17 protein-coding genes are annotated in these 17,124 nt (G+C 69.5%); 6 read left to right on the top strand and 11 right to left on the bottom strand.

Going from position 1 to position 17,124, the window contains the following annotated elements; translation table 11 throughout:
• The first annotated feature begins 245 nt into the window (after positions 1-245).
• Together RTO53_RS14630 and RTO53_RS14625 are read left to right on the top strand one after the other, a co-directional pair.
• Entirely contained in the window at positions 246-1,205 is a 960-nt protein-coding gene (locus RTO53_RS14630; protein ID WP_312238476.1) for a pyridoxal-phosphate dependent enzyme, read from the top strand.
• Complete coding sequence (locus RTO53_RS14625; RefSeq protein WP_312238478.1) at positions 1,190-1,801, top strand: YdcF family protein; 612 nt, start codon at positions 1,190-1,192, stop codon at positions 1,799-1,801. Before RTO53_RS14630 ends, RTO53_RS14625 begins: the two co-directional genes overlap by 16 nt.
• Positions 1,802-1,888: 87 nt before the next feature.
• On the opposite strand, the gene bioC is transcribed toward RTO53_RS14625, so the two are convergent.
• The 5 genes from bioC to bioB all read right to left on the bottom strand — a co-directional run bounded on the left by bioC (position 1,889) and on the right by bioB (position 6,775).
• Positions 1,889-2,776: a malonyl-ACP O-methyltransferase BioC gene (gene bioC, locus RTO53_RS14620; protein WP_312238475.1), complete on the bottom strand. Its 888-nt coding sequence runs from the start codon at positions 2,774-2,776 to the stop codon at positions 1,889-1,891.
• Positions 2,777-2,810: 34 nt separating this feature from the next.
• On the bottom strand, positions 2,811-3,593 hold the full coding sequence (locus tag RTO53_RS14615) for an SDR family oxidoreductase (protein WP_312238474.1): 783 nt from the start codon (positions 3,591-3,593) through the stop codon (positions 2,811-2,813).
• A gap of 57 nt (positions 3,594-3,650) precedes the next feature.
• The gene (bioH, locus tag RTO53_RS14610) at positions 3,651-4,412 is read right to left on the bottom strand and encodes a pimeloyl-ACP methyl ester esterase BioH (protein WP_312238477.1); all 762 of its coding nucleotides are present in this window, start codon (positions 4,410-4,412) and stop codon (positions 3,651-3,653) included.
• A 16-nt stretch (positions 4,413-4,428) separates the two neighbouring features.
• Positions 4,429-5,640, bottom strand: coding sequence for an 8-amino-7-oxononanoate synthase (gene bioF, locus RTO53_RS14605; protein WP_312238473.1), 1,212 nt, complete (start codon positions 5,638-5,640; stop codon positions 4,429-4,431).
• Between the two features lie 85 nt (positions 5,641-5,725).
• Positions 5,726-6,775, bottom strand: coding sequence for a biotin synthase BioB (gene bioB, locus RTO53_RS14600; protein ID WP_312238472.1), 1,050 nt, complete (start codon positions 6,773-6,775; stop codon positions 5,726-5,728).
• 350 nt (positions 6,776-7,125) lie between these two features.
• Between bioB and RTO53_RS14595 the strand changes: the two genes are divergently transcribed.
• From RTO53_RS14595 to RTO53_RS14580, 4 genes are all read left to right on the top strand, one after another.
• Complete coding sequence (locus tag RTO53_RS14595; protein WP_312238471.1) at positions 7,126-7,800, top strand: ComF family protein; 675 nt, start codon at positions 7,126-7,128, stop codon at positions 7,798-7,800.
• 45 nt (positions 7,801-7,845) lie between these two features.
• A complete protein-coding gene (locus tag RTO53_RS14590; RefSeq protein ID WP_312238470.1) occupies positions 7,846-8,862 on the top strand; it encodes an SMI1/KNR4 family protein in 1,017 nt (338 codons plus the stop codon).
• A 71-nt stretch (positions 8,863-8,933) separates the two neighbouring features.
• Entirely contained in the window at positions 8,934-9,485 is a 552-nt protein-coding gene (locus tag RTO53_RS14585; protein WP_312238469.1) for a DUF308 domain-containing protein, read from the top strand.
• Between the two features lie 132 nt (positions 9,486-9,617).
• Positions 9,618-10,028, top strand: coding sequence for a hypothetical protein (locus RTO53_RS14580; protein WP_312238468.1), 411 nt, complete (start codon positions 9,618-9,620; stop codon positions 10,026-10,028).
• A gap of 48 nt (positions 10,029-10,076) precedes the next feature.
• Here the strand turns inward: RTO53_RS14580 and RTO53_RS14575 are convergent, their stop codons facing one another.
• The 6 genes from RTO53_RS14575 to RTO53_RS14550 all read right to left on the bottom strand — a co-directional run.
• Positions 10,077-11,882 (bottom strand): MFS transporter, encoded by a 1,806-nt coding sequence (locus RTO53_RS14575; protein ID WP_312238467.1) that lies wholly within the window; start codon positions 11,880-11,882, stop codon positions 10,077-10,079.
• 53 nt (positions 11,883-11,935) lie between these two features.
• Positions 11,936-13,051 (bottom strand): N-acetylglucosamine-6-phosphate deacetylase, encoded by a 1,116-nt coding sequence (gene nagA / locus RTO53_RS14570; protein WP_312238466.1) that lies wholly within the window; start codon positions 13,049-13,051, stop codon positions 11,936-11,938.
• The gene (locus tag RTO53_RS14565) at positions 13,048-13,824 is read right to left on the bottom strand and encodes a DeoR family transcriptional regulator (RefSeq protein WP_312238465.1); all 777 of its coding nucleotides are present in this window, start codon (positions 13,822-13,824) and stop codon (positions 13,048-13,050) included. The genes nagA and RTO53_RS14565 overlap by 4 nt, the downstream gene beginning before the upstream one ends.
• A 33-nt stretch (positions 13,825-13,857) precedes the next feature.
• Positions 13,858-15,186, bottom strand: a complete 1,329-nt coding sequence (locus RTO53_RS14560; protein WP_312238464.1) for a D-tagatose-bisphosphate aldolase, class II, non-catalytic subunit — start codon at positions 15,184-15,186, stop codon at positions 13,858-13,860.
• Positions 15,187-15,210: 24 nt separating this feature from the next.
• Positions 15,211-16,137, bottom strand: a complete 927-nt coding sequence (locus tag RTO53_RS14555) for an ROK family protein (protein WP_312238463.1) — start codon at positions 16,135-16,137, stop codon at positions 15,211-15,213.
• 13 nt (positions 16,138-16,150) lie between these two features.
• On the bottom strand, positions 16,151-17,124 hold a 974-nt coding region (locus RTO53_RS14550; protein WP_312238462.1), incomplete at its 5' end, for a tagatose-6-phosphate ketose isomerase.

Raw genomic sequence — 17,124 nt, 5'->3', positions numbered from 1 at the left:
GTAGTAACCGCTGCCGCAGCCACCGCCGACATAGTCGTAGGTGGCGCAGCCGGACAGGGCCAACAGCAGGCCACCGGCAAAGATCAGGCGCATTTTCATGATGGGGTCCCCCCGAGGGTATGGAGCCAGCTTCGGCCCGAAGCGTTGAATCGGCCCTTAACTCGGCCAGGATCCGCTGAATGATTGCCATGTTGGCACGCCTGGCCGGCGCGATGCGAACCGTGGGCATACGTTAATCTTGCGTCATGAGCGATTCACCCTTGCCCTGTGTCGACGACCTCCTGGCGGCCGCCGCACGCATCGCCCCGCATGCCAGCGTGACCCCGGTGCTGCAATCGCGCGTGCTCGACGGGCTGGCGGGCGCGTCGCTGGCGTTCAAGGCCGAGCACCTGCAGCGCAGCGGCGCCTTCAAGTTCCGCGGCGCCTGCAATGCCGTGTGGTCGCTGGACCCGGCGCATGCCGCGCGCGGGGTGGTCACCCATTCCTCCGGCAACCATGGCGCCGCGCTGGCGCTGGCCGCGCGGACCCGCGGGATCGCCTGCAACGTGGTGGTGCCCGACGGTGCGGTGGCGGCCAAGCTGGCCAACATCGCCCGCCACGGCGCCACGGTATGGCGCTGCGCGGCCAGCATCGAGGCACGCGAAGCCATGTGCGCCGAGGTGCAGGCCCGCACCGGCGCCAGCCTGGTGCATCCCTATGCCGACCCGCGGGTGATTGCCGGCCAGGGCACGGCCGCGCTGGAACTGGTGCGCAGCCACGGCCCGTTCGATGTGCTGGTGGTGCCGGTTGGCGGCGGCGGCCTGGCCGCCGGCACGCGCCTGGCGCTGCAGGCGGTCGCACCGAACACCCGTCTGGTGCTGGCCGAGCCGGAGGGCGCGGCCGACACGGCGCGCTCGCTGGCCGCGGGCGAACGCCGTATCGACTTCACCCCGGCCACGGTCTGCGATGGCCTGCGCACCACCATCGGGGAGCCCAACTTTGCCCTGCTGCACGGCGCGGCCGAGGTCATCACGGTGCCCGATGCGGCCACCCTGGCGGCCATGCGGCTGCTCTGGCAGGTGCTCAAGCAGGTGGTTGAACCGTCTTCGGCCATCGTGCTGGCCGCGGTCCTGTCCGACCCGGCGCGGTTTGCCGGGCAGCGGGTCGGGCTGGTGCTGTCCGGTGGCAACGTCGACCTGGACGCGCTGCCCTGGGGGCGCGCATGAGCGGGCACGCGCGGGTGGGCCTGCTTGGCTGGCTGTGGCGGCTGTGCGTGGTGCTGTTCGCCTGGCTGCTGGGGGTGACCGCGTGGATCGTGTGGGTGGGCGAGCGCGACCAGGCCGCCAAGGCCGATGCGATCATCGTGCTGGGCGCGGCCGCCTACGATGCCAAGCCGTCACCGGTGTTCGAGGAGCGCATCCGCCATGGGCTGGATCTGTACGAGCAGGGCTACGCGCCCCTGTTGATCTTCACCGGCGGCTATGGCGGCACCGCCGCGCGCTTTTCCGAATCGCAGGTGGCGCGGCGCTACGCGCTCAAGCAGGGCGTGCCGGACAAGGCGATCCTGATCGAGACCGCTTCGCGCACTACCCGGCAGAACCTGATCGAGGCACGTCGCCTGATGGAGCAGCGCAACCTGCACCGGGTGATCATCGTCAGCGATCCGCTGCACATGGCGCGCGCGCTGCGCCTGGCCCGCGAGCTGGGCATCGACGCGCTGGCGTCTTCGACCCCGAGTACGCGCTTCCGCAGCTTCCACACCAGCTGGAAGTTCCTGGTGCAGGAGATCTATTTCTTCCACCGCGACATGTTCCCGGCGTAAGCCAGGTAGAGCCGACCGTTGGTCGGCTGGACCGCCGAGTCGCCCTGCGCGCAGCCGACCGCACAAGCAGCCGACCAACGGTCGGCTCTACGAGGGTGTTCTGCGTCGGATCGGGATGGCCGACACCGGCACGCTGGCCACGTCCTGGCCGCGCTCGCGGATCGGGGCGCCGGCCTCGGGTGCCCAGGCATGGGCGTAGATCACTTCCCAGCTGCTGGGCAGCTTGCCGTCGTCGCGGCGCAGGGGTTCGTAGGCCGCGCGTGCAGCGGCAAAGCGTCCGCGACCGGTCAGTGTGTGGCGCCGATCCTGGCGCGCGTTGGTCGCGCCGATGGCCTGCAGCTCGCGCATCAGCGCGGTCAGGTCGTCGTAGGTGAGGGTGAACAGATCGCGGTCCAGCACCGGGTCGCGGAAGCCGGACATCATCAGCGCATCGCCGAACTGCGCGATCGGGGCGAAGCGGCTGACATGCGGCACGGCGTCGGCCTGGGCGAAGGCCTCGCGCAGTTCGACCAGCGTGTCCGGGCCGAAGGTGGAACACAGCAGCAGGCCGCCGGGCTTGAGCGCGCGCCGGAAGCCGGCGAACACCGCCGGCAGGTTCTCCACCCACTGCAGGCACAGGTTGCTGTAGATCACATCCACGCTCTGGTCCAGCAGCGGCAGTGCCTGTGCGTCGGCGCAGACACGCGCGAACGGTTTCCACCAGCCCGCCTGCTTCTTCGCTTCGCGCAGCATCGGTTCGGCCAGATCCAGGGCGATCACCTGTGCCTTGGGCCAGCGCTTCTTCATTGCCGCGCTGGCATGGCCGGTGCCGCTGCCGATATCCAGCACCACCTGCGGCTGCCGGTCTTCCAGGTAGTCCAGCGATTCGAGCAGGCGCTTTTCGACCTCGCGCTGCAACGCGGCGGCGGCATCGTAGCTGTGGGCGGCGCGCGAGAACGCGCGGCGGACGTGGCGGGGGTCGAAGCTGGACGTCATGGATGGCTCACTGCGGAAAACACGATGGCGAAGGTCAGAACGTGCCGGGGTAGGCGCCGCCGTCGATCAGCAGGTTCTGCCCGGTGATGTAGCCGGCGTGCGCGCTGCACAGGAACGCGCACGCCGCGCCGAACTCATCGGCGGTGCCGAAACGGCCGGCCGGAATGTGGGTGCGCTTGCGCTCGGCCAGCTGGCCGGCGTCGATGCCCTGCTGCTGGGCGAGATAGGCGAAGTTGCCGCGCAGGCGATCGGTATCGAACTGGCCCGGCAGCAGGTTGTTGAGGGTGACGTTGTGGACCACGGTCTTGCGCGCGAGCCCGGCGACGAAGCCGGTCAACCCCGAGCGAGCGCCGTTGGACAGGCCGAGGACGTCGATGGGGGCCTTCACCGAAGAGGAGGTGATGTTGACCACGCGGCCAAAGCCGCGCTCGATCATGCCGTCGACGGTGGCGCGGATCAGCTCGATCGGGGCCAGCATGTTGGCATCCAGCGCGGCGATCCAGTCCTCGCGGGTGAACTGGCGGAAGTCGCCGGCCGGCGGGCCGCCGGCGTTGTTGACCAGGATGTCGACCTGCGGGCACGCCGCCAGCGCGGCCTGGCGGCCTTCGATGGTAGTGATGTCGGCGACCACGCCAATGACCTTGCGCGCGCCCGGCAAGGCCAGCAGTTCGCGTACGGCGTGGTCCAGCGCGTCTTCACCGCGCGCGGCGATGACCACGTTGACGCCTTCGCGTACCAGCGCACGCGCGCAGCCCAGGCCGAGTCCTTTGCTGGCGGCGCAGACCAGGGCCCAGCGCCCGGCGATTCCAAGGTCCATGGGTCAATCCTGTGGTGAAAGACGGGCGTACATGATCGGCGATGCGCGGCGGCGAGGTCAGGGCAGGGCGGCAACGAACTGTTGCAGCTGCGCGGCGACCTCGTCGGCGTGGCCCAGGAAGGGGGCGTGACCGCCGTGGGCGACCACATGCGCCTGCGCCGCCGGGGCCAGCGCGGCGGCCGCCTGCATCGCCCTGGCCGACACCAGCCGGTCGCGCTGGCCGGCGAGCCACAGGCTGGGCTTGCCCAGGCCGGGCAGGGCGCCGCGCAGATCGGTGGTCTCCAGCAGCCGCAAGCCTTCCTGCAGTGCGCGCGGGGCCGGCTCGCCGCGCGCGACAAGCAGCTCGCGCAGGGTGCGCAGTTCCTGTCGGGCATGTTCGGAGCCCATCGCATCCAGGGCCAGGAAGCGTTCCAGGGTGCCCCGGTAGTCCGTGGCCAGGTCCTGGCCGAACTGCTCGAACACCGCTGGCTCGACCGCGTGCTGCCAATCGTCGGCGCGCACAAAGCGCGGGGTCGCGGCGATCATCACCAGCGCGCGCACCTGCGGCAGGGTGGCGGCCGCATGCAGCGCGAACAGGCCGCCCAGCGACCAGCCGCACCACACCGCCGGCGGCGTGGCCGCGGCAATCGCATTGACCACATACGGCAACCGCAGCGGGGTGGCGTCGTCGCGGCTGTGGCCGTGGCCGGGCAGGTCGACCAGATGCAGCTGGTAGTGCGCGGCCAGGCGTTCGACCAGTGGCGCGAACACGCCGCCGTGCAATGCCCACCCATGGATCAGGACCAGCGCCGGCCCCTGGCCGACCACCTCGATATGCAGGCTCACAGCGAACGGCTCACGCGCTCAGTGCATCCAGCGACTGTTGCCGCAGCACGGTATCGCGCGCATGGCCGATGGCATCGGTGAGCGCGCGTACCTGCGCCGGGGTGTGCAGCGCGGACAGGGTCACGCGCAGGCGTGCCCTGCCTTCGGGCACGGTCGGCGGGCGGATCGCGCTGACCAGGAAACCCGACGCTTCCAGCGCGGCGGACAATGCCATCACCGTGGATTCGGCACCGCACAGCAGCGGCTGGATCGGCGTGTCCGACGGCATCAGCTCCAGGCCATGCTGGCGTGCACCGGCGCGGAACACACCGACCAGCTCGGCCAGCTTTTCACGGCGCCAGTCATCGCGCCGCGCCAGCTTCACCGCGGCCAGCGAAGCGGCCGCCTGCGCCGGCGACACCGCCGTGGTGTAGATGTAGGGACGTGCGGTTTCGGCCAGGTGCTGGATCAGTGCTTCATCGCCGAGCACCACCGCACCGCTGCCACCGAGCGCCTTGCCCAGCGTGGCCAGCTGCAAGGGCACATCGGCCACGCCCAGGCCGGCATCGGCCACGCAGCCGCGGCCGTGTTCGCCGACCACGCCGATGCCGTGCGCGTCGTCCACGTACAGCAGCGCTTCCTGCATGCGCGCCACCAGCGACAGCGAGCGCAGCGGGGCGATATCGCCATCCATGCTGAAGACGCCATCGGTGGCCAGCATCGCCGCGCCGTCGGGCGCGTGCTTCAACTGGCGCAGCGCGCCTTCGGTATCCAGGTGCGGGTAGCGGCGCAGGCGGCAACCGGCCAGGCGCGAGGCGTCCAACAGGCTGGCGTGGTTGAGACGGTCCTGCACGCACACATCGTCTTCTTCGCTGAGCAGGGCCTGCTGCACGGCCAGGTTGGCGGCAAAGCCGCTGCCGAACAGCAGCGCGCGCGGATAACCGAGCCAGTCGGCCATTTCCTGTTCAAGCGCTGCATGCAGGGCATGGTGGCCGCAGATCAGGTGCGAGGCGGTGGCGCCGGCGCCTTCGCGCGCGGCCGCGTCCTGCAGCGCGCTGACCACACCGAACTGTTGCGACAGCCCGAGGTAGTCATTGCTGCAGAAGCCGGTCAGCCATTGGCCGTCGATCTCCAGCCGCACCCCGTCGCGACGGGTCACCGTGCGGCGCACGCGTATGCGCCCCTGCGCGTCGCGGAGCTTGCGCTGGGCCTGGATGCGGTCGTGCAGGTCGGGGCGGGCCATGGTCGTCGGCTGGCATGGATGGGCGGTTAGCGTACCCGGTTGACGGGCCCGGCGCTGCCCCGGCAGGGCAGGCCATGCGCCGGCCTCAGGCGGCCTGCTCGCAGCCACCCCCGCAGCGCCCCGCCTCGACCGTGATGTCGGCGTGGACCGTGCCCGGGTGGTCGTGGTCGGCCGCGTCCACCTGGACTGCCATCGGGCGCAGGCCCAGCCGCTCGAACAGGGCCAGGTCGCGCGCGGTGTCCGGGTTGCCGGTGGTGAGCAGCTTTTCGCCATGGAAGATCGAGTTGGCCCCGGCCAGGAAGCACAGCGCCTGCAGCTCATCGCTCATCGCCTCGCGCCCGGCCGACAGCCGCACCGTCGAGCGCGGCATGACGATGCGCGCCACCGCGATCATCCGCACGAACTCGAACGGGTCCAGTTCGGCGGTGCCGTGCAGGGGCGTGCCGGCGACCTGCACCAGCCGGTTGATCGGTACCGAATCGGGATGCGCGGGCAGGGTGGCCAATGCCAGCAGCAGGCCCGCGCGCTGCTCGCGGGTTTCCCCCATGCCGACGATGCCGCCGCAGCAGGTCTTCAGCCCGGCATCGCGCACGTGCGCCAGGGTATCCAGACGGTCCTGGTACTGGCGGGTGTGGATGATCGAGTCGTAGTAGTCCGGCGCGGTGTCCAGGTTGTGGTTGTAGTAGTCCAGCCCGGCCTCCCGCAAGGCCACGGCCTGATCGCCGCTGAGCATGCCCAGGGTGGCGCAGGTCTCCAGCCCCAGCGCCTTCACCTCGCGGATCATCGCCGCGACCTTGGGTACATCGCGATCCTTGGGCGAGCGCCAGGCCGCACCCATGCAGAACCGCGACGCGCCGGCAGCCTTGGCCTGGCGGGCCCTGGCGACCACCGCGTCGGTGTCCATCAGCTTCTGCGCCGCCACCCCGGTGCTGTAGCGCTGGGCCTGCGGGCAGTACGCGCAGTCCTCCGGGCAACCGCCGGTCTTGACCGACAGCAGGGTGGAGACCTGCACTTCCGCCGGATCGAAGTGCTCGCGGTGGATGACGGCGGCGCGGTGCAGCAGGTCCGGGAACGGCAGCGCGAACAGCGCCAGTAGTTCGTCGCGGTGCCAGTCGTGGCGGAGTGCAGCGGCCATGGGGTGTCCTGACGGAGAGAGGCGAAAGGGCGGCAGTCTGGTCAGTGCGCTTATCTCTGTCAACTATTCTGTCGTGCATATGGTTTACAGAGGCCGGCTCGACGAGCCTTCCCCATGTCGGAAAGATCCATCGCTTCACGCCCCAACGTCCGATTTATCGGTCATTGGCGGACGGCTTGGGCGTTCACGGTGCTCTGGTACTGCCTGACGCCGACCGATGAGGCACCTGCAAGGCGAATCGCCGACGCGCTCGAAGGGAACGCACTGACAGACATCCGCCGATCGAGGCGGCAGCCTTGTCGCACTCCACGCGCTGCGGTGACACGTTGCCCTTTCACTGGTTCGATTCTTTGGCGTGGCTGTCTCGCCAAGCCTTGCCGCTGCGCTGCCTGGTCTGTGACGAACCGGGTGCCGACGGGCGCGACCTGTGCCTGGCCTGCCATGCCGCATTGCCGTGGAATGAACACGCCTGCCCGCTGTGCGCGCTGCCACTGCCAGCCGACGAACCTGCCGAGCGCTGCGGCAGCTGCCTGCACGATCCACCACGCCAATCCGCCGCCGCCGCGGTGTTCCTGTATGCCGCGCCCGTTGACCAGCTGCTGATCCGCTTCAAGTTCCACCAGGATCTGGCCGCCGGGCGCCTGCTTTCCCAGCTCATGCTGCAACGGGTGCCCGCGTTCGCGACCGGTCCGCTGGCGCCGGTGCCACTGCACTGGCGGCGCCTGCGCTCACGCGGCTACGACCAGGCGCTGGAGCTGACACGCCCGTTGGCGCGCGCGCTGCGCCAACCGCTGTGGCGCGGGCTGCATCGTGATCGGCTTACCGCCGCGCAATCTGACCTGGATGCCGATGCGCGGCGTCGCAACCTGCGCGACGCATTTGCCGTGATCTCGCCGCCCCCGTCACGGCTGACCATTGTCGATGACGTCATGACCACTGGCGCCACGCTCGACGCGGCGGTGCACGCGGTGCAGCGAGCCGGGCTACCCGATGCCGCCCTGTGGGTGTGCGCGCGGGTGCCGTAAGCGACCGCTCTATACTTGGTCGCTGTCACAGGGAAAACGCACCCGATGGATCCGTTCGCCACGTTCGATTTTGATGATTTCTGGGACGACTGCGAGTACGCCCGGCAGCACTACCAGGAGCCGCCTCCCAGCGATGCGGTGATCGCCGACCTCCAGGCCGAACTGGGCTACCGCATCCCCGACGCATACATCGCCCTCGCGCGGCGCCAGAATGGCGGCCTGCTGAAACGCAGCTGCCACCCGATGGACGCGGCCACCAGCTGGGCCGAGGACCACATCCAGGTCTGCGGCCTGTATGCGCTGGGGCGACAGACACCCTACTCGCTGGGCGGCGAATTCGGTTCGCGATTCATGCAGGAGCAGTGGGGCTATCCGGACATCGGCATCGTCTTCGCCGACTGCCCCAGCGCCGGCCACGACGTGATCATGCTCGATTACCGCCACTGCGGGCCGCAGGGCGAACCGCAGGTAGTGCATGTGGACCAGGAGGCGGACTACGCGATCACCGTGGTCGCCCCGGACTTCGCCACGTTCATTCGCGGGCTGGTGGACGAGGATGCCTTCGATGACGCCGCCGAAACCCTGGAGATAGATCTGGTCACGGTGGACCGGGGTAGCTTGTCGCCGATCGTGCGGCGCGCGCTGGATGCATCGGCGGCCGTGCTTCCCCACGGCGAGCGCCACCTGCGCGCGCTGGCCAGGAAGATCACCGAAGAGAAGGGCTTCTTCGCCCTGCACGCCGACGCGGATTCGCACCGCATGTACGACTGGATGTTCTGGCTGTATTCGCAGCTGGCCACGGCCAGCTCGTTCACGCAGTTCGTGAAGCTCCCGGCCGGGCAGAACGACTACGCAACGCCTTGCTACGAACTCATGCTGCCCTTCGACCTCGTCGCGGCGCCGTTCGGCTTCAAGACCGGTGGTTTCGCGCCCGGGTTCCTCGAAGACTGGTGGAACGCGCGGGTGGCCGACGGTGCCATCGTGCCGGTGGACGGTGGCTATCGTTTCAGCGCCGAGGCCGAACAGCGGCTGCTGGCGGAGGCTGCAACGGCGACGGACTGAGGGACATCCGTGACCGTGCTTTTCATCGCCCGGCGCTAGGATGGGCCACTGACCCCTGCACGGAGCTGGCGATGAACACCCCCTTGTCCCCTGTGTTGTCCCTGATCGGCCGTAGCTGGTGGGTACTGCTGCTGTACGGCATCGTTGCCGTGGTGTTCGGCCTGATCGCCATCGCCCGGCCGCTCTCGGCCGCCACTGCGCTGGCCTGGGCGATCGGTGTGATGGCATTGGTGGAAGGCCTGATCAGCCTGTTCGCCGCGGTCAGCGGCAACAGCGGCGTCCCGCGTGGCTGGCTGCTGGTCTACGCACTGGCCTCCATCGTGTTCGGCGTGCTGGCGGTGATCAATCCGCTGGCAACCGCCAGCGTGCTGATCCTGCTGCTGGCCGCGTGGCTGATCGTGGCCGGCATCTACCGCATCGTGTTCGCGGTGCGCGTGCGCAGGCATATCCAGGGCGAATGGCTGCTGATCCTGAGCGGTCTGCTGGCCATCGTGCTGGGCGTGCTGATGGTGGCCAACCCGATTGCGGGCATTGCCGTCACCACGCTTTGGATCGGCGTGGGCAGCCTTGTCTACGGTGTGCTGCAGATTGTCGTGGCCTGGCGGGTCCGTCGGCTGCGTTGAGTCGCCCGAGCGGTGATACTGCTCCCGGATCCGATTGGAGGTGGATGTATGCGCGTAGTTGTGCTGACTGCATTGGTCCTGGCGGGATGTGTCGCCCTGACCGGTTGCCCGCGGAAGGAAATGGCGTCCCCTGTGGCCGATGTCGCCGGTGTTGCACCGCTGCCCCAGGCCCGCATCCTGATGCGCGAAGTGGACGAACAACGCGCGGCGGGCTCCACCCACCTGGAAAATCGGGACGGTTCCCCGCTCGCGCTGCTGGAGCCGCCTTTCGTTCTCACCGCGGACGTGGCATCGGTGGCGCTGGGGATGGATTCCACCGGCCAGCCGGTACTCAACCTGCAGATGACCGAGGCCGCCGCGCCGCGCATCCTGGCGGCCACCGAGGCGCGGGTCGGCCGCCGTGTTGCCTTTACCGTGGGCGACCGTGTGCTGACGGTCGCCACCATCCGGGGGCCATTCGGCAAGGCGATGCAGGTCGCCGGGCTGGAAGATGCCACCGATGCGCAGCGGATATTCACCGAGATCACCGGCAAAGCGCACTAGCTGGGCACAGCCTGCGAGGGCCGGTGGCTTGACCACCGGCACGCTTCGTCACCGGAACGCCGCCTCGATCTGCTCCAGCGTCTTGCCCTTGGTTTCCGGCAGCCAGAACGCGGCAATCAGGAAGTACAGCAACGTACAGCCGGCCCAGAAGAAGAACATGCTCGCATAGCCATGGTGGCCGACCGTGGGCAGGAAGATCGCCGCAATCACGGTGGACACGAACTGGTTGATCAGCAGCGCGATGCTCATGCCGTTGGAGCGGATCCGCGTGGGCATCAGTTCGGACAGCGCCAGCCACACGCATACGCCGGGACCGACGGCGAAGAAGGCCACGAACAGCAGGATGCAGCCGGCGACCAGCCAGCCGTGGGTGGGCGAGGGGACGGGGCCGATGATGGCGCGCTCGATCACCAGCGGCGCCTGCGCGGCATGCGCCGGGTCCGGGAACGGGTTGAGGTGCAGCGTGCGGAAGAACGCGCCGATCACGCTGTCGGCCGATACGGCATCCTCGCGGCGGATCTCCAGCGCGGCATCGATGGGGTTGTCGCTGCGCAGCGAGCGCACGTTGCTGAATCCGCCGTAGGCGTAGGACACCGTCAACTGCTGCGGCGCCGTGCCGGCATTGCCATCCAGGCGCTGCCACTGCGCGGTGTCCAGCGGCAGCGACAGGCTGCTGCCAGCCACCTGCTGCTGCAGCTGCGCATGCACGTCCGCCCGGCCGTGCTCGCTTTTCACGAACAGCAGCGCGGCCGCCAGCAGCGCTACGGTGATGCCGCCGCTGCCCAGCATCAGCAGGAACTTGCGGCCCCTGCGGTCCACCAGCACCAGCGCCACCACGGTCATGATCGCGTTGAGCAGCTTGATCGCCACGTCCGCGCCATTGGCCACCGAGCCGGGCAGGCCGGCCTGGTTGAGGATGTTGACCGCGTAAGCCAGCACCGAGTTGATGCCGGTGGCCTGGGTGAAGGCCAGCACCAGGCAGGCAAGCACGAACGGCCATACATAGCGCCGGCTCAGCAGCGGATCGCGGGTGCCGTTGCGGCCGGCCTGCACCTCGTCGGGTGCCTGCATGCGCTGCAGGGTCGGTTCCACCTCGCCAGCGGCGACGGTGCGCTGCAGGGCCAGGCGGGCCTTGTCGATGCGACCACGGCGGACCAGCCAGCGCGGTGATTCGCTGATCAACAACACGCCGGCGGTGAACACCAGGCCGGGCAGCAGGCAACTCCAGAAGATCGTGCGCCAGGCGTGGTCCTTGACCGCGAACAGCAGGCGCTGCTGCTCGGCGGCAGGCAGCTGGCGCACCGATTCGGCGGCGGCGTCCACGGTGTGCGCTTGGTACAGGCCGATCAACGCGGCCAGTACCAGCCCGATGGTCAGCAGCAGCTGGAACATCGCCGCGCCTCGGCCACGACGCTCGGGGCTGAGCACTTCGGCCAGGTACAACGGCACCACCACGCCGATCAGGCCGCCGCTCACACCCTGCAGCAGGCGCCCCATCAACAGCGCGGCGTAGCCGTCGGACAGTGCCATGACCGGGATGCTGGCGGTGAACAGTACGCCGGCCAGCAGCATCGCCCCGCGGCGGCCGATCAGGTCGGCGACCATGCCGGCGAACAACGAGGACAGCACGCTGCCCAGCAGCACCGCCGCGACCACGAAGCCGAGCTGCTGGCTGGTGAGGTGCCAGCTCGCGGTCGCGGTGGCTTCCAGGTAGGGCAGGGCGCCGGCGATGATGCCGATGTCGATGCCGTAGAGCAGGCCGCCCATGCCGCCGATGAACAACAGATAGCGTACCGGCCAGCGCGGGGCGTCGGCGTGGGCATGCATGGGCGTAGCGGCGGAAACCTGATTCATCGAGCCGGTCCTGTCTGCAACTGCATGCGCCGCATCGGCGCGGGATTCAACGCTTAATCGAGTGCGATGTCGTCGCCTTCCACCACCACCCCGCGCACCTGCAGGTCGCGGTCGAGCACGACCAGGTCGGCCCAGGCGCCGACGGCGAGGCGACCGCGATCGACGATGCCCAGATAATCGGCGGGGTAGCGCGAGAGCCGGTTGCTGGCATCGGCGATGTCCAGCCCCAGCGACACGAGATTGCGCAGCGCCTGGTCCATGGTCAGTGCGCTGCCGGCCAGCGAGCCGGTCGACAGGCGCACGCAGCCCAGGCACTTGTGCACGCGCTGCACGCCGAGCGCGTATTCGCCGTCGGGCATGCCGGTGGCGGCGGTGGCATCGGTGACGCAGTAGAGCTTCGGGATCGCGCGCAGCGCGGTACGGATGGCGCCGGGGTGCACATGCTGCAGATCGGGAATCAGCTCGGCGTACTCGGCATGGGCGAGCGCGGCAGTAGCGATGCCCGGCTGGTAGTGGTCCACGCCGGTCATGCCGTTGAACAGATGGGTGAAGCCGGCCGCACCGGCCTGCAGCGCGGCGACGCCGTCGGCGTAGCTGCCCGCGCTGTGGCCGAGCTGCACGCGGATGCCCAGGGCGCCCAGCGCGGGAATCAGCGCCAGGTGCTGGCCGATCTCCGGGGCCAGCGTCAGCACCTTGATCGGCGCGATGGCATGCAGGCGGCGCACGTCTTCCAGCGTGGCTTCCACTACCAGTGGTGGCTGCGCGCCCAGGCGCTCGGCGCTGATGAAGGGACCCTCCAGATGCACGCCCAGCATGCGCGCCGCGCCCGGCGTGCGTGTCGCGATCGCTGCGGCCAGCCCCTCCAGCGCCTGCACGATGTCGTCCTCGTGCGCGGTCATGGTGGTGCCCAGCAGGGCGGTGGTGCCGTGGCGCGCATGCGTGCGGGCCACGGTGCGCCCCGCATCGCCGCCCTGCATGATGTCCACCCCGGCCGCGCCATGCACGTGCAGGTCGATGAAGCCGGGCAGGATCAGCGGGACGTCGTGATCATCGCGCCGGTCACCGTGCGCGCTGTCGATGGCAGTGATGCGTTGATCGAAATGGACGTCGCCGCGCACCCACCCGGTAGCGGTGAGGAGGCGGCCATGCAGGGAGCGGGTGTGGGTCAAGGTGGCGCCTCGGCGATGATCACTTCGATGCCCAGCCGCTGCAGCCCTTCCAGGTACTCGGCGTCGATGCTGGCGTCGGTGATGACGGTGTGGACCTGGTCCAGCCGTGCGATGCGGTGCAGGCTGACCCGGCCGAACTTGGAGGCATCGGTCAGCACCACGATGCGGCGCGCGCGCTCGACCATGCGGTGGTTGAGGCTGGCTTCGGCCTCGTGGTGGGTGGTGAGCCCGAACTGCAGGTCCAGGCCATCCACGCCCAGGAACAGGGTGTCGAAGCTGTAGGTGTTGAGGCTGGCCTCGGCCTGGCTGCCCTGCAGCGACAGCGACTGCTTGCGCAGCAGCCCGCCGGTGAGCAGCAGCTCAACCCCCGGTGCGTTGGCCAGTTCCCAGGCGATGTTCAGGCCGTTGGTCATCACCGTCACATCGCGGTGCGCGCGCAGGTGCCGGGCCAGGGTCATCGTGGTGGAGCCGGAGTCGATGATGATGTTGTCGCCGGCCTTGACCAGCCCGGCCGCGTGCGCACCGATGCTGTCCTTGACCGGCAGGTTGAGCGTGTCCTTCTCGTGGATGTCCTGCTCCGGCAGCGGCGTGCGCACCAGCGTGGCGCCGCCGTGGGTGCGGGTGGCCATGCCCTGCGACTCGATGTGGGTCAGGTCGGCGCGGATGGTTACCGCCGACACACCGAAGCGCTCGACAAGATCGCTGACCTGCACGTTGCCGAGGTCGACCAGCAACTGCAGGATCTGTTGGCGGCGCTGCCGTGTATTGCGCATGGGGACGATTCCGTTCGGAAGGAAAGCCAAAGCTTACCGTTCAGAAAGCTCCGTGGCCCGGGAAGTTTCGTTATCAGCGACTGCCCGGTTGTGGTTGCAGGCCCGGGCGTACTCGCCAAGGCGCTCGGCCACCTTGTGCCGGATCAGCGCGCGGGGTTCGGCCTGAAGCTCGCCCCTTTCGATCGCCAGCTGTTGGGTGGGCAGGAACTGGCTGAGCAGGATCTGCGGCGGCGTGTGTTCGGTCAGGTTGGCCACCAGCGTGTGCAGGGCCGCCTGCACCGGCGCTTCGCCCCAGTAGTAGCGGCTGCGGTCGCTGAGTGCATACGCGCGCAGGAGGCGCAGTTCGTGTTCATCGCCCTGGTAATGGCTGCGCCAGTTGCCCGGCGCGTCGACCATGCAGCGGTCCAGCACCTCGATCAGGTTCGAGCACTGCGCGGCCGGCAGCAGCTCGCGCTCGATCATCGCCAGCGCGAACACCGCCTCACGGAAGGCGTAGGTCGCTGCCGGGCCCACCTTGAGGATCGCGAAGTGATCGCGCACCAGTGCATGCAGGCCGGCTTCGGTCTGGTAGTCGGTGGAGTGCGCCTCGAACACGATGCGCGGCTGCCGCTCGACGAACGCCGACAGTTCTGCTGCGGCGGCCGGGTCGTAGTAATGCACGCTGCTGTGATCGAAATCGACACCGGGCTGCACCACCATCGCGATCACCCGCTCCCATGCCGGCAGCAGATCCGGCGCGGAGAACGCTTCGCGGTGGATCGCCAGCGTGGTCGCCGCGGCGGCAGGCGTGGTGACCTGCAGCCCACCGGCCAGCGAGGCTTCGCCACCGGGGATCGGCACTTCGGTGCCGATCACATACACCGGCGGTGGCAGGCCGTGCTCGGCGGCGGTGCGCTCGGCGATGCGCGCCAACTCGGCCGAGCGCGCTGCGACGATGGCATCCGGCAGCGGCACCGGGTCATCGGCGCAGGACATGCTGCAGTCCAGGTGGATCTTGTGGAAGCCGGCGGCCACGTACGCGGCGATCAAGTCGCGCGCATTGGCCATGGCCGCCTCGGCCGGGCCCTTCTGCCAGGCGTTGGGGCCGAGGTGATCGCCGCCCAGTACCAGCCGCTCTGCGGGGAAGCCGGCATCGCGTGCCAGCTGCAGCACGTAGTCGCGGTACTGCGGCGGGGTCATGCCGGTATAGCCGCCGAACTGGTCGACCTGGTTGGAGGTCGCCTCGATCAGCAGCAGGGTGTCGTAGCGCTGGGCAACCTGCATCGCGGCCAGCAGCACCTGTTCGTTGCTGCAGCACACGCTGTACAGCCCGACGGGGAGGCCCTGGCGATGGGCGGCGATCAGCGATTGGATGGCAGACATGGCAACTCCAGTAACAGCGGAAGATCAGCGGGCCGGGTGGTGCTGGCGCGCGAGCAGGGCGGCGCCGCGTGCGCCGCCGGCATCGCCGAAGGCCGGCGGCAGGATCGGGGGCACGCGCACGCCCTGGAACAGGTACGGGGCGATCGCCGCCGGCAGGTCGCGGTAGAGCTGCTCCAGCTTGGACAGCCCGCCGCCGAGCACGACCACGTGCGGGTCGACGGCCAGGATCAGGTTGGCGAAGCTGTAGCCGAGTAGGTCGCGGTGGACCGCCAGCGCCTGCTCGGCGAGGGCATTGCCGGCCGCGGCCAGCGCCACCACGGCCGTGGCGTCGATTGCTTCGCCGCCGCGGCCTTCGTGGATCAGCGCCAGCCCGTTGCCGGAGACATACCGCTCCAGGCAGCCTCGGAGGCCGCAGGCGCAGGCGAGCACCGGTAGCGCATGGCGCTGCAGCAGGGTGGCCGGAATGCTCCAGTGGCCCCACTCGCCGGCGATGCCGTTGGCCCCGGCGACCAGCTGTCCGGCCACGCAGAAGCCGCCGCCGGCACCGGTGCCGAGGATCGCGCCGAACATGCTCGGGTAGCCCGCGCCGGCCCCGCCGTGTGCTTCGCTCAACGCAAAGCACTGCAGGTCGTTGCCGAACTGCAGCGGGCGTTGCAGCAGCGCCTGCAGGTCATCGCCGACCAGGCGGCCGGTCAGCACCGGCACGTTCGCGCTCAGCTGACGGCCACTGACCCGGTCGCGCACGCCGGGCAGACCGATGCCGATGGCGCTGTCGGCGCCGCCCAATGCCGCATCCGCGCCATGCACGAGACCGGCGATGGCCTGCAGGAACGCAGCGTAGTCCCGGGTCGGCGTGCCCACCCGCTGTCGATGCAGCTCGCGCAGGTCGCCGTCGTAGGCGACCAGTTCGATCTTGGTGCCACCCACATCGATGCCGTACCAACACTGCATGGGCGTTGCCTGCTCAGCCATGGGGATGGATGGTCACGCCCTGCACGACCCGGTTGACGGTGCCGTCGGGGAAGGGATTGTCCGGGGTGATGCCGAGCGCGGCCGAGCGCTGCACGGCATAGCACTGCGGCACCAGCAGCCACAGCGGTGCCAGCCACGGGTCGGCCAGCGCGGGCGCATCCAGGACGAAATCGCCCTCGACGCGGTCGCTGCCGTCCGGGCCCACCGAGATCACCTTGGCGGCGATGCGGTCGCGGCGCAGTTCGTCCAGCAGGTCCTGCTCGTAGCGGCGCGACAGCGGCTGCGCGCTGCGCAGCATCACCACCAGGGTGTCGCCATCGAGCGTGGACTTGGGCCCATGCCGGAATCCGAGCGGGGTGTTGGCCAGCGCCAGGACGCGGCCGCCAGTGAGTTCGAGCACTTTCAGCGCCGCTTCGCGGGCCAGTGCTTCCAGCGGGCCGCTGCCCAGGTAGATCACCCGCGAGTAGGCGGCCTGCGCCAGCGCACCCACGTCGGCATCCCAGGCGCCCAGCGCCTGCTGGCCGTGCGCGGCAAGCGTGCGCAGGCGCTGCACGCGCTGCGGCCACGGCGCGGTGTCGAACACGCTCAGCGCGGCCAGCAGCATGCAGCTCAGGCTGCTGGTCATGGCGAAGGCACGGTCGCAGCTGGCGGCCGGCATCAGCAGCGACAGCGTGTCGCTGCGGCCCTGGCCACGGCGGGCCAGTTCGCCGTCGGCGTTGCAGGTGATGTCCAGGAAGCGCGTGTCGTCCACCCATGCACGCACCTGTTCCACCACGGCCACGCTTTCCGGGCTGGACCCGCTGCGGCCAAAGGACACCAGCAGGGTCGGGCGCTCGCGGCGCAGGTACAGCCCCGGGTGGGTCAGCAGGCTGGTGGTGTGGAGGGCGCGTACTTCGGCCGGCCACTGTGCGTTGATCTGGTCGGCCACCATATCGGCGATGAAGCCCGAGCTGCCGGCGACGGTGA

It is taken from the genome of Stenotrophomonas sp. (assembly GCF_031995405.1).
Taxonomy (GTDB): Bacteria; Pseudomonadota; Gammaproteobacteria; order Xanthomonadales; family Xanthomonadaceae; genus Stenotrophomonas.
The sequence above is the reverse complement of the archived record's forward strand: the minus strand, read 5'-3'. Positions and strand labels throughout refer to the sequence as shown.

Excerpts from the sequence above, each read along its gene's own strand:
- bioC (WP_312238475.1), bottom strand. The coding sequence starts at position 2,776 with ATGACGTCCAGCTTCGACCCCCGCCACGTCCGCCGCGCGTTCTCGCGC.
- RTO53_RS14575 (WP_312238467.1), bottom strand. The coding sequence starts at position 11,882 with ATGAATCAGGTTTCCGCCGCTACGCCCATGCATGCCCACGCCGACGCC.
- RTO53_RS14615 (WP_312238474.1), bottom strand. The coding sequence starts at position 3,593 with ATGGACCTTGGAATCGCCGGGCGCTGGGCCCTGGTCTGCGCCGCCAGC.
- RTO53_RS14565 (WP_312238465.1), bottom strand. The coding sequence starts at position 13,824 with ATGCGCAATACACGGCAGCGCCGCCAACAGATCCTGCAGTTGCTGGTC.
- bioF (WP_312238473.1), bottom strand. The coding sequence starts at position 5,640 with ATGGCCCGCCCCGACCTGCACGACCGCATCCAGGCCCAGCGCAAGCTC.
- RTO53_RS14585 (WP_312238469.1), top strand. The coding sequence starts at position 8,934 with ATGAACACCCCCTTGTCCCCTGTGTTGTCCCTGATCGGCCGTAGCTGG.
- RTO53_RS14560 (WP_312238464.1), bottom strand. The coding sequence starts at position 15,186 with ATGTCTGCCATCCAATCGCTGATCGCCGCCCATCGCCAGGGCCTCCCC.
- RTO53_RS14590 (WP_312238470.1), top strand. The coding sequence starts at position 7,846 with ATGGATCCGTTCGCCACGTTCGATTTTGATGATTTCTGGGACGACTGC.
- RTO53_RS14555 (WP_312238463.1), bottom strand. The coding sequence starts at position 16,137 with ATGCAGTGTTGGTACGGCATCGATGTGGGTGGCACCAAGATCGAACTG.
- bioB (WP_312238472.1), bottom strand. The coding sequence starts at position 6,775 with ATGGCCGCTGCACTCCGCCACGACTGGCACCGCGACGAACTACTGGCG.
- RTO53_RS14630 (WP_312238476.1), top strand. The coding sequence starts at position 246 with ATGAGCGATTCACCCTTGCCCTGTGTCGACGACCTCCTGGCGGCCGCC.